12 protein-coding genes and 3 pseudogenes are annotated in these 15,887 nt (G+C 34.5%); 14 read left to right on the forward strand and 1 reads right to left on the reverse strand.

The window, feature by feature from the left end:
* Window positions 1-2 precede the first annotated feature (2 nt).
* From LMD38_RS10745 to LMD38_RS10755, 3 genes and pseudogenes are all read left to right on the forward strand, one after another.
* Window positions 3-251, forward strand: a pseudogene (locus LMD38_RS10745) (immunity 22 family protein); the annotation flags it as partial.
* A 1-nt stretch (window position 252) separates the two neighbouring features.
* Window positions 253-441, forward strand: a pseudogene (locus tag LMD38_RS10750) (DUF6985 domain-containing protein); the annotation flags it as partial.
* A gap of 132 nt (window positions 442-573) precedes the next feature.
* The gene (locus LMD38_RS10755; RefSeq protein WP_016718018.1) at window positions 574-1,035 is read left to right on the forward strand and encodes an Imm30 family immunity protein; all 462 of its coding nucleotides are present in this window, start codon (window positions 574-576) and stop codon (window positions 1,033-1,035) included.
* A gap of 66 nt (window positions 1,036-1,101) precedes the next feature.
* Here the strand turns inward: LMD38_RS10755 and LMD38_RS10760 are convergent, their stop codons facing one another.
* Window positions 1,102-1,809, reverse strand: a complete 708-nt coding sequence (locus tag LMD38_RS10760; RefSeq protein WP_016718017.1) for a DNA alkylation repair protein — start codon at window positions 1,807-1,809, stop codon at window positions 1,102-1,104.
* Window positions 1,810-2,087: 278 nt separating this feature from the next.
* Here LMD38_RS10760 and LMD38_RS10765 point away from each other — a divergent pair, with 278 nt between their 5' ends.
* The 11 genes and pseudogenes from LMD38_RS10765 to LMD38_RS10815 all read left to right on the forward strand — a co-directional run bounded on the left by LMD38_RS10765 (window position 2,088) and on the right by LMD38_RS10815 (window position 15,859).
* Complete coding sequence (locus tag LMD38_RS10765) at window positions 2,088-2,522, forward strand: antitoxin YezG family protein (protein WP_003294549.1); 435 nt, start codon at window positions 2,088-2,090, stop codon at window positions 2,520-2,522.
* A 103-nt stretch (window positions 2,523-2,625) separates the two neighbouring features.
* Window positions 2,626-3,000, forward strand: coding sequence for an immunity 22 family protein (locus LMD38_RS10770; RefSeq protein ID WP_016718015.1), 375 nt, complete (start codon window positions 2,626-2,628; stop codon window positions 2,998-3,000).
* 127 nt (window positions 3,001-3,127) lie between these two features.
* A complete protein-coding gene (locus tag LMD38_RS10775; RefSeq protein ID WP_062822228.1) occupies window positions 3,128-3,466 on the forward strand; it encodes a DUF4064 domain-containing protein in 339 nt (112 codons plus the stop codon).
* A gap of 101 nt (window positions 3,467-3,567) precedes the next feature.
* Window positions 3,568-3,897, forward strand: coding sequence for a hypothetical protein (locus tag LMD38_RS10780; protein ID WP_016718013.1), 330 nt, complete (start codon window positions 3,568-3,570; stop codon window positions 3,895-3,897).
* A 56-nt stretch (window positions 3,898-3,953) separates the two neighbouring features.
* Window positions 3,954-4,911: pseudogene (locus tag LMD38_RS10785) on the forward strand (DUF3994 domain-containing protein).
* Between the two features lie 155 nt (window positions 4,912-5,066).
* Entirely contained in the window at window positions 5,067-5,522 is a 456-nt protein-coding gene (locus LMD38_RS10790; RefSeq protein WP_228920282.1) for a hypothetical protein, read from the forward strand.
* A gap of 374 nt (window positions 5,523-5,896) precedes the next feature.
* Window positions 5,897-7,672: an S-layer homology domain-containing protein gene (locus LMD38_RS10795; RefSeq protein ID WP_062822227.1), complete on the forward strand. Its 1,776-nt coding sequence runs from the start codon at window positions 5,897-5,899 to the stop codon at window positions 7,670-7,672.
* Between the two features lie 290 nt (window positions 7,673-7,962).
* Window positions 7,963-8,715 carry a DnaD domain-containing protein gene (locus LMD38_RS10800; protein WP_062822226.1) on the forward strand — a complete coding sequence of 251 codons (753 nt, stop codon included), beginning with the start codon at window positions 7,963-7,965 and terminating at the stop codon, window positions 8,713-8,715.
* A 110-nt stretch (window positions 8,716-8,825) separates the two neighbouring features.
* A complete protein-coding gene (locus LMD38_RS10805) occupies window positions 8,826-12,245 on the forward strand; it encodes a DUF4132 domain-containing protein (protein WP_062822225.1) in 3,420 nt (1,139 codons plus the stop codon).
* A gap of 100 nt (window positions 12,246-12,345) precedes the next feature.
* Window positions 12,346-14,736 carry a penicillin acylase family protein gene (locus tag LMD38_RS10810; protein ID WP_062822224.1) on the forward strand — a complete coding sequence of 797 codons (2,391 nt, stop codon included), beginning with the start codon at window positions 12,346-12,348 and terminating at the stop codon, window positions 14,734-14,736.
* A 178-nt stretch (window positions 14,737-14,914) separates the two neighbouring features.
* Window positions 14,915-15,859 (forward strand): ATP-binding protein, encoded by a 945-nt coding sequence (locus LMD38_RS10815; RefSeq protein WP_016718007.1) that lies wholly within the window; start codon window positions 14,915-14,917, stop codon window positions 15,857-15,859.
* Window positions 15,860-15,887 lie beyond the last annotated feature (28 nt).

Consider the following 15,887-nt stretch of genomic DNA (forward strand, 5'->3'; position numbering starts at 1 on the left):
GAATGGCTTCAGTTTGGTTTGGAATTTCTAAATCACTCCAAAAACTTGAGGAGTATGTCGATATAGATTACACGATAGATGGTGATTCAGTTCATTCAAAGTTTGGGACGAGCTTTGAATTCGGTTATTATGATGAAGATAATATTGAAATTTGTTTTTATGAGAATAATAAAAGGGACGTTGAACATATTTTAAGTGATTTTTCTTACAGTGAACGAATTACTCCTAAAATAAAAAAGCTAATAAATGGAGGTTGAAACAACTGATCAAATGCTAGAGATGGTCAGTTTAGATGGTATTGTTGTTCCGTATGCACATATTACGGAAGGACGAGAGATTGGAATTACATTTAATTGTACGTGGGATATAGAAAATGGTGTAGGAGTTCGTTTATTAAATGAAAAGGTAATTAAAGTAGGTTATCAGGATATTACTTTTTAATTTAAATACGTCTCAACAAACGCTTGTATATTACTTTGAAAATAAAATAGCTGATTTACTGATGAAATTTACGATAAAAATCAATCGGGACAGTGAACATTTTGAAGATGAAAAAAGAAAGGATAATCTTTTTTGGATACTAAAGAACATTTAAATCGATTATATGATAACCGTTTGCTAGAAAATGAAAATGAGATACAAGAGTTTAATGAGTCATGCATACGAGTGATTGAGTGTAACGATGTTTCTATTATTCCAGATTTATGTTTAGTCTTTGATGATGATACTGAACAACCTGAAGTTATGTTTAGTTTGATTCATGGGATAGAGGGCTTATATGAAAATCATATAGAAGAGGGATTGAAATGTATTGCTACAGCTGCTCCGTCGATGATGAGTGGCGCTCAAGACTGGATAGAGATTATACATTACAGAATACTGAATAATCCCCAAATAAGAACGGTGTATGGAAAAGTACTTTCGCAATTTGATATATCCATTACGAGTAGCATTAAAGAACTATTATTGGAAATAAAAAATGAAGATCCTGATATGTTTAGTGAATCTGTTAATGAAGTTATTGAGCTTATCTAATAGTTGAATAACCTTAATTAAAAAGGTGTCAATCCTTCTCGAATTGACACCTAGGTATGAATTTCTTTAACATCTTACATACTTACGCTTGAAACCAAGTCTTCCTCTATCAAGTTCTTTCTGAATACTTTCAGAAGCATTTAACAAATTGCTTTTTTTATTATCACGTTTGACTTCAACTATACCAACTTCTTTTGCAATCTCGACTGCTTTTTCATGTAGTGGTACATATGAGATTGCCACAGTGTTTAGGAAATTATTCATAGCGGATTTTGTTCGTTCTGGAGAATGATGAATTGTATCTTTCACCATTTTAAGCATATCAGAAATTTTGCTTTCGGAAAATTCATTGTCTTTACGATTTCCTAAAAGCCAACAGTAGCAACTCCAGCCCGCAGACATTTTAAGCTCGTCCCCACTTGCAATCCATTTATCAGCAACGTCTTGCGCAATATTTGATTCTGATAAAGTGACTGCCACCACATAATCAGACAACATATAGAAATACGCTCCGTCTATCCAGCGATCAAAATCAGACTCACTCATAGCTTTCGGATCGGCAATAATGCCTGCAAAGTACATAGCATCGTAGTTGCCAGTGGCATACAGTTCCTCGGCTAACTCTTGATTGATTTTTATTTTCTTAGCAATTGGTTTCATAGCACCTGTAGCTACGCCAAAAACTGGCTCATGGGCACCGTTAGATATGTATATTTTTTTCGTACGTTCCTTACCTAGAGCTTCAAGTTCTTGCATGACTGTTTTAAAATCCATAGTTGTGCACTTCCTTCCTTCATGTAAGAGCCTTTTTAAGTCTTTCATATTTCTTATTTTAATACTAATTGTATTTAAGAGGTATGTCTACTTTCTAAAGGCATCGAAACTTGGTTTGATTTTTAGATGAACTACATTACACTTTAGTGTAAATAAAGAGCTAATTAAAAGAATGGTATAATATAGAAAAAGTAAGTGATGAAAATTAAATAGGGGGAATTTAATTGGAAATAAAACTGAATCAATTATATAGAGAGATAGCGGAAACGGTTCATGCCATGATTCCAGAAGAATGGGAGAAATTTTATTTTTATGCACAAATATCAGAAGATGGAGGGGGAACTTACTTTTTCTATAACAACTTCAGAAATAAAGAAAATTATAAGTATAGTGTAGAAATTCCTTTTAAATACGAAGTTGATGAAGAGGAGTTTGAAAGGAAAGAAGATTTTTTATATAAATTGAGTAAGGAATTAAGAAATGTTTTCAAAGATAATCAGCAAGAGCTTTGGTACTCTTTTACAATGTCTCTGGAACATAGTGGGGAATTTAACATGCATTTCGATTATACAAATTGGTTCGATACAGAATATAGTTTTAGTGATCAGATGATTATTTGGAAACATAAATACTTAGGTGAAGTACCAATTGATGAAAATGATAAAGAGCTAATTCATAAGTATGACAATGAATTTCCGAATAATCCTATTTGACTGAAAGGAAAGAAGAAATAGTTTTTATAAAAATCTCGACTTTTAAAGTAGTCAGTAAGTTATAAAATTGGTTCTGCAAGATAAAAAATAAAGGAGAACTACAATGGAAGTACACGGAATGGTTTCAATATGGTTCGGTAATATGCAAACGCAAGATCAGTTAGATGCATATATCGATGTTACATATGATGAAGAAGGAGACGCTATACCAGCAAGATTTTTTGTTGATTTTAATATAGATATGATTGATGTAGATGAGGATTTTATTGAAAAGGAAGTGTTAGAAGAAGCGAGTGATGACATTTCTATGTTATTAACGGGATGTTCATATGATGATAAAATAATCTCTCGAATTAAGAAAGTAGTTAAATTAAATAAATCCTATAATTCTATCGTTTTAATTTATAATTTTCAGTATGACAATCCGGCTAGTAATTTTGAAGGCTTTGATTTTATAACTGCAACAAGCTATCTATAATGGTAAGAAGGTCACTGTAAGGTAAGGAAGAATGAAAAGTATGTATAGTTTTTCCAATAAATATTTGGTATGATGGTGAATGGGAAAAATATACAAGTTGTTAGTGGCTCATAAAAGGAGGATAGTATTGAAAAGAACGCTTGAATTCGTACTAGGTTTAATTGGTGGCATTATAGGAATTATTACTTCCATACTATTAATAGTTGTAGCGTTTAATATTATGAAAGGTGTTGATTATGAACTTTTAGCTTATTACTCTATTATTTTAACGGTTCAAATAGGGTTGCTTATTTTATCATGTTTAGTAAACAAGGTTAATAATAAAGTTTATGGAGTTTGTATGATTGTGATTCCTATAGTTATGTTATTTATGTCATTATTCTTTTTGCTTATTCCAACAATATTACAAATTATGTCTGGTTCATTTGCATTTAGAACACTAAAGTTAGAATCGAATGTGGAATAAATATAATTATTTACGTCTGAATATTCGGTTTATTTAATGTTTTCATTTGTAGTTCAAATTAACATAAGGTACAAAGTTGTACGCTTTAGGAGGAGAAATAGATGATTATTTGGTCTGGTTGGGGTTTTTTAGTCGCAATTATTGTAATTATTAATACTCTTTTGGGTAATGTTATCTTTGAATCTATAACAGGAGATACTACATATTTTCAAGAGCATAGTTGGCCAATGGCGGTAATGTTTATTATATCAGGGGTTATGTCTTGGTATTTGGGTAAATATATTAATAAACCAGATGGGAAAGTTTATATAGATGCTGAAACTGGTGAAAAAGTTATGTTTAACAAAAAACACTCACTATTTTTTATAAAAATGGAATATTGGGGACCGATTCTAGGAGTTATTGCGATTGTAACTTTAATTACAAGATAAAAAAAGAGGCTGGGTATAGTAAGGATAATCGATTGAAGTAAAAGGGGAAATTAGTCATGAATGTAAAGAAACTACTAGGGGTAGCAGTTCCGGTCATGTTGTTATTTGGTTGTGGAGTGTCTGAGAAAACGAGCACTTCTAAACAGGAGAAAACGGAAGAGTCTAAAGTAAAAGAATCGAAGTCTAATAGCAAGAAAGAAAAAGTTTCAAAGGAAGACTATCCTAATAAAGTGTATACATTAGGGGTAGAGTTTGATAAGTTGTTTGCGGAGCATAACAACATTACAAGAGAGGTTTTTGACGGTAAGAAAAAGAAATCAGATATAGTAGATAGTGTGAAAGAATTAAATAAAATGTTAGATAAATTTGAGTCGATAGATCCCCCTGCAGAGTATGTAACTCAACAAAAGGATTTTGAAAAAGCAATTGGTTATTTTTAGAGAGTCTTTTTCTTTAATAAATGAAGTATTCACCCGAAAAGAAAAAAGAGAAAAAGGCGATAAGACTGATAAAGAGTTAATGGAGAAATCCGAAAAGTTAGTGAAAGAAGGAGATATTTACTGGCTTAAGGCATTCAAAGATCTTGAAGGGGATATTAAAATCGGTGACGGTACAGTATCTGTGAAAGATTTGAAAGAGTTAGATAAGAAAGCTGGAATTAATACGGATAACGTTATGAAGAATGTGAAAGATGGTACGGAATTAATTGGTAATTGGGGATTCAAAGGAACAGACGGTTTCATTATGTCACTTATTCTAAAAGGTGATAAGACATTTGAAACGTATGGTAAAGGTGAGTATCCAAATAAAAAGAATTATATTGAAGGAACTTGGGAATATGATAAGGAAGCTTTTACAATCTATTTACACCTCAATAAACGTTTAGTAGATGGTGTAGAAGATACAATTCAAAAAAAGAAAATAGCATATAAAGTTCAAGATTATGATGGGGAAAACTTACGATTATTTAATGAGGCTTCATTCAACACAATTAAGTATGTGAAGCAAAGATAAAGTTATGTAGGACTAGGTTTAAAAAACCTGGTCCTTAATTAATTTGTGGGAATGCAACTAATATTTTATCGTTGGCTTTGCCTATTTTATATCATGTTATTTTTTAATAAATTGATAAATGGAATTTAAATGTAAGTATGAGGAGTTGCTTAGAAATGATAAAGAAATTTACTAGAGTAGTACTAACTACGGTGATGCCAATTGGTCTTATCATGGGTTGTGGGAACGTTGAAAAAACTAAAGCAGAAGAACCAAAAACGGCGGAGAAAAAGGACTATACGGATTACTCATATGGAAGCAAAGGTATAGTAGTAAGCGGCAAAGCGAAAGAACGTCAACAATACGAGGTTGGATATATGGATGATAACAAGTTAATTGGGATTGACGAAAATATTGAGGACTGTATAGTGTTAGATAATAAAGATGAAGCAGGTCTTGTTTGGAAGCAAATAGAGCGTGGATCGATTATTGAAGTGCAATATGGTAAGAACCGCAATGATATTGTAGGCGTACAATTAGTAGGAGATCGTGAGCCATACGAAATTAGTGATAAGTTTGATCGAAATACGATAAACGAGATTGTCGAAAATGTTAAAGGAAATTTGCAATAGATGTATTCCGCTAGTATAGGATTTCTTATCATGAAATTATGATCAACGGCATTTTTTATATGAAAATGCCGTTGATTCATTTTAAAAAGTACATGTTGTTCTATTGAAGAAAATGAGTAAAAGGTATCCTAATCTATTTTTTGAGAAGTAGTAGTGTGCAAAAGGGGACAAGTTCTTTTGACGGCAATAGCAATTGGTTATAAAATAATGTCTGTTAAGGGATTTTCTAGAAAATATAATTCGCCTTCTGGGGATAAAATGAAAAGGTGGAATAAACATATTTTCATACATAGTAGATTCATAGTCTTTCACGAATGAGAAAATAAAGGGAGGTTGAGATATTTACACGGATAGTGTAGGTATCGATTATAGCAATGAATATTAAAAAACGAGTAATCGCACTATCAACAAGTCTAGTAATTTTAGGGAGTGCACCTTTATCAATATCAGCAGAAGAGATAAATAAATCTCATACTGACCAGCTTAGTATTGCACAAGGGGAGCGTGGAACGAACGGATTACGTTATTCTAATTTCAATCTAGAAACTCCAGATCACATGCAAATTAATGAAGCAGAAGTATCAGAGAACGAGGAAATTCTTCTAGAAGAATATAAACATAAACATGATGAAACAGAAGAGTTACATAAAATGAAAGAAGCGAAAAAAGGTCAAGTAGCGGAAGATGAAGCTATTTCAAATATTGAAAAGGCATTTGAACATGTAGACGGTCGAAATGATGGCTCTACTCGTGAAATGAAACCGGTTGAAAAACGAAGAGCTATTCAGTATAGTGCATCGATGACTACAAAGAAATATGGAACACTTGCAGGTGTCCCGTTTGTAGAGTGGATTGTTCCAGCTGGAAATCCTGATATTCGTCCTGCAAATCCGATGAAAGCACGCTACATTACAATTCATGAGACTGCAAACACAGCTCGTGGTGCAAATGCTGAAAATCATGCTAAATATTTGTATAAACAAGCAACGGAAGGTACGTTCCGAACAGCTTCATGGCATTTTACTGTAGACGATAAACAAATTTATCAGCACTTACCAACAAATGAAAACGGTTGGCATGCAGGAGATGGGGATGGATCAGGAAATAGAGAATCTATCGGGATTGAAATTTCAGTTAACCAAGATGGAGATTACAATAAAGCGTTAGAGAATGCAAAGAGACTTGCAGGTTATTTAATGAACAAAGAAGGTATTAGTGCGGACCACATTTATAGGCATCAACAATGGAGCGGGAAAAACTGTCCTGATATTTTAATTTCTCGTGGGAATTGGACTGGCTTCGTACAAGGTATTCAATGGTATGCAAATGTTAACGCACAAATTGATTCGCCTTTACAAGAAAGAAATGAGCTATTTGATTCCAATGAATATAATCCAGCTGAACCTAATATGGAGCTTGTAGTGAATGGTGATGGTATAAACGTACGCAGTGGTTCGGGACTTGAACATCATATCGTTCGTAAAGCTTCAAACGGAGATCGTTACAAAGTGTTAGCAGTTAAAAATGGTTGGTATAAAGTAGGTAACGATGAGTGGATTTTCTATAACCCAAGTTGGATTAAAATAAACTATAATGTGCCACATAAAGAAGTACAAAAACCAAAAGATGATATTACAGGTGGATGGTTTGAAGGGAACATTCGTAAGCTGAACAGCCTAGGAATTATGAACGGTGAAGGAAATGGTGTATTTGCGCCTTATCGTAATGTTACGAGAGCTGAGTTTGCAACATTAATCTCAAATGCTCTCAAGCTACCGGAAGGAAATAAGTCATTTGTAGATATTAATAAAGCGCATCCATCCCTTCATAGCGGTATTAAACGTAGTGCAAGTGCGGGAATTATTAACGGTCGTGGCGGCGGGATTTTTGATCCTAACGCATCTATTACACGTGAAGAAGCATCGATCATGATTGACAACGCATTACAGTATAACGGTGTTACAGGTGAATTAGTTGCATTGCCATTTAGGGATAAACATTTGATCACATATAAACAGCCTGTTCAACGATTATATAGCTTAAAAGTAGTTACTGGTGTTGGAAATAATGAGTTTAATCCGAAAGGAACAGCAACTCGTGGTGAAGCAGCTGCCTTTTTAGTGAAGATGTTAGATGCAAGTCAAAAATAGAAAGAATGATAAAGGAGCTATCCAAAATGAAAATTTGGAACAGCTCCTTTTTATATAAGTCCTTATTAAGCCCCTTCCAAGCCCCTTATAAGCACCTACCAAGTAATAAATCACTAAGAAAAAACAAAACAAAAACAACTACAAGAACAAAAAAGCGCGAAAAAATAAAACCGTCGTTGTAGTAGTTAAAAAAATTTGGAATTCAACTGCAAAAACCAAGCCCTCACTCCTATATGTATATTGAAGGATTGAAATCTACCTTTTTATGAATAAAAGGGGGAGGTAAACATATGGCGGTGTACCGTAATGTGCAAGTGAACTTTTGGCAAGATGAATTCATATTAGATTTAACGCCAGAGGAGCGTTATTTTTACATATATTTGTTAACTGGTACGAAAACGAAGCAATGTGGAATTTACGTATTACCGAAGCGTGTGGCAGAACTTGAAACAGGCTACAATATGGAGACTGTTGAGAAGTTATTAAATAGGTTTGTTGAATACGGAAAGCTTTTATACGATGCGGAAACGAAAGAGTTATACATCATAAATTGGCTACACTATAATCCAATTTTAAATACGAATGTAGAAAAATGTGTGTTACGTGAGTTAAAGACTGTAAAAAATAAAGAATTCATACATATGTTTTTACGTACATGTCTGGAAAAAGAATGGAAGATTCCATTGTTATTGCAGTATTTTGGTATGCCAGAAGAAGAGGATACTAGTAGTTTACAAGAAGTTGTTGAAGAAATAAAAGATGTGGAAGTGGAAGAGGACACTCCACATAGTGAAGTTTATAAGTTTTACGAGCAACATATAAGTAGTCTATCCCCATATATCGTGAAGGAATTGAAAGAGTGGATACGAAAAGTTTCAGGAGAGAGAGTATTAGAGGCACTTAAAATTGCATTTGAACAGAATAAGCGAACGTTTGCTTATGTGAAGGGGATTTTGAGGAATTGGTGTAGCGAATATGTTGGAGAGAAGTGTGTAATGGGTAGTTTAGAGAGAAGGAGAAGTGTTTTGAGTAGTGTGTTTTAATTTACATTAATTTAATATAGAATGTATGTTCGTTTTGGTGAGTTTTATGCTATACTATCATTAAATAAGGGTGTTTTCATAATAGATAAAAAGATGCGGGGGAACAAAGTTTGACTACAAATACAGCTCAGCTGTTTCAATATATTCATATGACAGAAGAACAGGAACAATTATCACTGCTATATTTACAAACAAAAGAAGAAGAGATTTTGAAAGATATTCAATTAACGACACTTCGAGATCAAAGAAGAGGCGATTTTGCTGAGCGGTTTATAAATGATTTTAGGAAAGTGCATAAGCAAGATCCAGCTTTCTTACGATTATTCTATTATTTATTAGGGGAGCAGTTGTTAAATGTTCTTATAATAAGGTTTAAATATGTGGATTTTTCTAATATGAAGGTTTATTTAGAAAAAAGTACACTTCCATTGGATCAACTTGTAGTAATTGCATGTAAATATTTAACTAATATCTCTAGTTATGTGAATGAGGCGTATAGTTTTCTAAAAGAGTTGACAAAAGAGGATCCGAACTATATAGAGAGACAATTACATACTTTACTCAATAAGCAACAACTATCACTACTTCTCGTAATGTTTGAAGTAGATTATGAGAGGTTCCATACGTATAGCTCTTTATTGGAAGAGAGATTAAAAGAACATGCTGAATTTATTTTGAATTTGAATGGGGAAAAAGAAAAGATTGAAGCAACTGAAAGATATATAAAAGGTGAAAGTGATAGGGAATTATTTTTAGGTGGAAATTTACCGGACTATATTTGGCGACTGTTATTTCATGTTCATAAGTATTCAAACGTTGCGAGGCGATATGTGGAAATATTAGCAAAGAAAAACGTGTGGGGGTTTATGAATTATGCTACGCGCTATATGTGTCATGCTCTTGGCCAGCCTCAAAACTACAAAAGAACAGGTAGTGTAAATAAGAAAACGTATGAAGAAATTCAAAGTTTTTGTAAACAGTTTTGGATAGCTGAGGAAAGGTTTTTTGCGCACCGCCTAAGGCAACATAATTTGAATAGTGAAGACTTTTGTAAGACGTATGAATATGAATTGCTTTGCTTCATGTTGGAAGAAAATCCGGAATTTGTTCAACGCACTTTGCAATATGTAAGTAAAATGAATTATCTTATTATCGCGCGAACGTTAGCTGAAAAAGGACATGAGCTAAATAGAGGAAAAATGCGAGAAGAATTTTTTGTTGCTGCTTTGCAAATTAAATTGTCTACAATACGTGATACATATTGTAATTATTTACTAGGGAAAGTGTCACTTGAGGATATGAAGCACATACTTAAAAGTCCGAAATATAGAAGTATGTATTGGGGTATGCCGGTGTTAGAGGTTGCACTCCTTTGGGATATAGATGATGTAGCAAAAAGGGAAGCTGTACTTACACTACAATTCGGAGATGAATATAGTGTTAATTTATACGAACTTCTTTACGAATGCTCTGTCAGAGGGATAGAACCGAAACAAGTATTAGAAGAACTTCTTTCGTATGGGTTAAGTAAGGAAAAGTTGATTGCCTATGCAGTTGAACAAGCTGCATGCTACAGTGAAGAGAGAAATGAGGCGAAGGAAGCACTTGTTCATGTCATTGTAAAAGAACAAGCGTACATAATTGAACGGTTTGATGAGTATTCTGCTGTTGCCAAAGCATATATTTTAGAAGTGTTAGCAAAGGATAATATGATTAAAATGCGTCCCATTTTAATTAAAACTTTAGGGGATTCATCTAAAAAAATGCGTGAGTCTGTAGTTAAACTTCTTTCAAGAGATGTAGAAGCTGCAGAGGATGTAGCGCTGGAACTTCATAATAAAAAGAAAATTGTTCGTGAAAATGTGATGAAACTGCTTATAGAGTATAAGATTGAAAAATATACAGAACTTGTACAGGAAGCTTTGCAAGATAAGAAGAATGCCTCTTTTGTTGAGAAGTTTGCTCCGTTACTTGAAACGGAGAGAAACTCAGAAAGTATAGAAGAACTTTGTGGACGTATCGTAACGGAACAAAAAAGAAATTCACTTATGCAATTGATTGGGGATGAACCACAAATCCGTCTTCGTCATTCTAATGAAATTGCCGATGCTACAATTCCGTTAGCTTATTTGCAGCAGTACATTTCAGATTCTGTTATCGAGAAGAAAGAGGCAGCTGAAGCGATTGGGAGTACTTTAAATGAACAGGACTTGAAAGAATGTGTGCAAGAAATATATCAAACATGGATTTCTCAAGATGCAGATGTGAAGAAACGCGGTATTCTTTCGTTATATGGAATATATAGTGATGACAAAATGGTCGGCATACTGAAAAAGCAAATCGATGAATGGGTGCTCGATATGCGAGGGAAAATTGCAGCTGATGCTGTTCGGGCTTTAGGCTTGTCCTCATCTAAGCTTGCACTTATGTCTATTCATACAATGGCCTTTAAATATAAACATAAACAAGTGCGTAATGCAGCAAAAGAAGCACTAAGTCTCGCTGCAAAAACGCGTGGTATAACGGAAGAAGAGCTGGAAGATCAACTAGTACCAAATCTTGGTTTCAATATACGTGGTGAGAAGGAAATTGATTTTGGGAATAGATGTTTTACGGCCATATTAACTGCAGAGTCAAAAATTGAATTAGAGACAGAAGAAGGGAAACGTATGAAGTCGCTTCCAAATCCGAATGCAAAAGATGATATAGAAAAAGCTGAATTAGCTAAGAAAGAGTTATCTACTTTAAAGAAAGAGCTTCGAAGTGCTCTTTCCATGCAGAAACAACGGTTGGAAGCTGCTCTATCAAGAAAGCGCTATTGGTCATATGACTCCTGGAAGTCGGTATTTCTAGAGAATCCAATTATGAAGCAATTTGTAACTTCACTTATTTGGGGTGAATATATAGAAGGGAAGTTACTGAAAATGTTCCGTTATGCGGAGGATGGTACGTTTTATTCAATGATAGGAGAGAATCATGAATTTTCGTCTGGAACCGTGATTGGTTTCATTCATCCGTTAGAATTATCCGAAACGGAAAAGGAAATGTGGAAAGAGCAACTGGAACATTCGAAAATTGTCCAGCCATTTCTACAAATTGAACGTCCTGTGTTTGTAGTAGAGGAAGACGATAAGGTTACTGTTGAGAGATTTGGTGGTATTTTATTAAATGGTCGCTCGTTATTCGGTAAGATGACGAAACTTGGATGGATTCGCGGATCAGTTCAAGATGGCGGTGTGTATTATACGTTTTATAAAGAAGATACTCGCACTGGATTAGGGGCACAACTGTCATTTAGCGGAGCACCAATTGGCTATGAAGACGAAGAAGATATATGTGTGTATGACATTGAATTTTATAAAGCAGGTACAGTGAATCGTGGTTCATATGAATACGATGAAATTGATGATGAAAGACGCATTGTGCCAAAAAAAGTAGATAAGTATTTCTTTAGTGAAATATTATATGATGTACAATTAGCGACCGATTCAAATCTTGGTTATAATGAAAGCTGGCGTAACAAACGATAAAAATTCCCCCTTCATTTGTAGGAAAATGAAGGGGTTTTTCAAATTTTCTAAAAGGTTCTTTCAAAATAGAAGCGAATAGTTTGAGGAAGGAGGGGGTTATATGGAAGTTGTTATAAAAAAGAAACGAACTCGTGGTAAGAGAATTTTTATTTGGTCTAGTAGTATCGTCCTTTTGTTGGTTATATGTACAGCGATTTTTTTGAACATATATACGCTTAAATCTGTGCCAAAGATAGATGGAACGATAAAGCTAGAGGATTTACAACGTGCTGTTACGATAAAGCGAGATAGTAAAGGTGTACCGCATATTAAAGCGGAAAATGCACACGATTTATATTTTTCGCAAGGGTATGTACAAGCGCAAGATAGGTTATTTCAAATGGATTTAAGTAGAAGGCAAGCTTCTGGGATGTTAAGTGAGGTTGTAGGGGAAGCAGCTATTGATCGAGATAAGTTGTTTCGAACGCTCGGTTTACGGCGAGCAGCCGAAGCGTCTGTTAATCAATATGATGGAGAAGCGAAATATGCTCTGCAGTCATTTGCTGATGGGGTGAATGCCTTTATACGCGAGGCAAAAGAGGAAAAGAAATTGCCAGTTGAGTTTACTATATTAGGCTATGAACCTGCTGAATGGTCCATTGTGGATACGTTAACGATTGGAAAGTATATGGCGTTTGATTTAGGGGGACATTGGCACGGACAGGCATTTCGATATTGGGCGCTGAAAAATTTGCCGAAAGAGCAAGCAAATGAGTTATTTCCTACATATCCGAAAGATGCGCCTAGATTGCTAGCTGAACTAAAAAATACAAATGTAGACGTAGCGCAAAGTTTTGCAAAAACGATCATTCCACCAGAGTTTAATGGTAGTAATAACTGGGTTATAAGCGGTGAGAAGAGTGCGTCTGGTAAGCCGATGTTAGCGGATGATCCTCATTTATCTCTTGCGACGCCTTCTATTTGGTATCAATCGAAACTTGAAATGAAAGATTTGAATGTGAGTGGCGTTATTTTCGCTGGCGTACCAGGTGTTATATTAGGTCACAATGACAAAATAGCATGGGGCGTTACGAATACCGGTCCTGATGTACAAGATTTATATATTGAAAAGCGAAATCCTAATAATGAAAACGAATTTCTATATAACGATAAATGGGAAAAAGCGACTGTTCTGGATGAATCTATTAAAGTAAAAGGCGGAAAGACAATACCGTATAATGTTACGGTTACGAGGCACGGTCCAGTCATTTCAGAGTTTGCGGATAAAGGGAAAGAGAAAACGAAAACAGTATTTGCTTTAAAGTGGACTGCTTTGGAACCTTCCGCTGAATTAAAGGCAGTATTAAATATGAATAAGGCGAAAGACTGGAATGAGTTTGAAACAGCTCTTCAAGATTTTCATACACCAACTCAAAACTTTGTATTTGCATCAAACGACGGCACAATTGCTTATAAAGCAAATGGAAATATACCAGTGCGTAAAAAAGGTGATGGTAGTCTACCAGTGCCAGGATGGACAGATGAATATGAATGGGAAGGGTATATCCCATATGATCAACTTCCAAAAGTAATCAATCCAAAACAAGGGTTTATTTCTACTGCGAATAATAAAATTGTGGATGATCATTATCCGTACCATATTAGTAATACGTGGGCACAGCCATATAGGCAAATGCGTATTCAAGAGTTTTTACAAGAGAAGGAAAAGTATACGGTAAAAGATTTAGAAGAGTTACAGATGGATCAAAAAAATTTATATGGGAAAGAGTTTGCTCCTATATTTTTAAAAGAGTTAAATAAAACATCTTTAAATGAAGTAGAGAAAGAGGGCGTAAAACAATTAACGAAGTGGAATTTTTACGATAGTAAAGATGAATCGGCACCGTTAATATTCCATCTATTAATGAAAGAGATTTCAAATACGTTATTTTCAAAAGAAATACCGAAAGATGTGATGGAGTTATTTGAAGGAAAGGCACAAGTTGTTGATGAATTAATTCGAAAAGAAGTAGCAGGAGAACATAGCGCTTGGTTTATGAAGTACGGAGGCTTCACAAAAGTTGTGCATACATCGTACGAGAATGTAATGAAGAAATTACAGAAGGAGTATGGACCAGATGTTACGGAGTGGAAGTGGGGCGATTACCATCAACTTGCTTTTACACATCCAATCTCCAAATCATCTAGTATGTTAGCATTACTTGCATTTAATCGCGAAAAACCAGTTCCAATTGGCGGAAGTCAAGTTACCGTTCAAGCAGCAAGTTACGGCGATAACGGTATCGTCAATCACGGAGCTTCTTGGCGATTCGTCATTGATATGAAAGATATGTCAAACGGTTATCATATTGTAGGGCCAGGACAATCAGGAAACTTTAGAAGCGATTGGTATCATGATCAAATAGATGATTGGGTAAATGGCACGTATCATACGACTACATTGAATACGGAGGGGATAGAGGGGAAGGTGTTAACTTTGCAACCGAAATAATATTAGAAGAGGCTCTTACTATAGGTAAGGGTTTCTTTTTTGTTATATGACAAGATTTGACAAAAAAATCTGTGGAACTTTGTTATAATTTCTTTTGGAATATTTTGTTTATAGTTTTACAGCAATAAGCATACATGTATTCTACATTAAAGGGGTTTATAGGGGGATAGTTACAAGAATGAACGACATGGAGAAATATCGAGAAAAAATTAAAGTGATTTCTTTTGATAGAGAAAAAAATCAAATGGTTGAAGTGGAAGAAAGTAAAATAACTTTTGATGATGTTGGCGGAATGGAAGATATTAAAAAGAAAATAAATATGGACTTTATTATGCCGATTAAGAATCCAGAGTATTTTCAAGCTTTCGGTAAGAAAGTAGGAGGCAGTTTATTATTTTATGGACCGCCTGGATGTGGTAAGACATTTTTAGCGCGAGCAGTTGCAGGTGAGATAAACGCTAATTTTATTCATTTAGAGTTGCAAGCAATACTATCGATGTGGTCAGGAGAAGCAGAGAAAAGTTTACATGAAGTGTTCGAAGAGGCAAGAAAAACAAAGCCTTGTATTTTATTTATAGATGAGTTAGACGCATATGGCGGGAATAGACAGAAGATGGGTGCTCATCATCAAAGAACGTTAGTTAATCAATTGCTAGTTGAGATGGACGGAAGTAATTCTTTTAATGAAGGTGTTTATATAATTGGGGCAACAAATACACCATGGTATATTGATCCAGCGTTACGACGACCAGGCCGTTTTAATTCACTTGTTTTTGTGGCACCACCAAATAACGAGGAAAGACTAACAATACTAGAGCTGAAAACAAAGGATAAACCGAGAATGGAATTGCAGTTAGAGTTTGTATCGAAGTATGCAGAGCATTTTTCAGGGGCCGATTTAACGTATTTAGTGGAAGACGCTATTAATGAAGCTATTCAGCGTTCATTTGAAACGGGACAGTTACAACCCTTATCCAATGAAGATTTATTAAAAGCAATGAAAAAACGGCAACCGACAACTTTAGACTGGTTCTCAACTGCAAAAAATTATGCAACGTTTAGTGATGTAAATAAAGATTTTGACAAAGTATTAGAGTATATGGAAGAACACCAATTGAAATAAATGATATTAGATTGGGGGAAAGGAATAG

The sequence above is a fragment of the Bacillus pacificus genome, from assembly GCF_020861345.1.
Classification (GTDB): Bacteria; Bacillota; Bacilli; order Bacillales; family Bacillaceae_G; genus Bacillus_A; species Bacillus_A pacificus.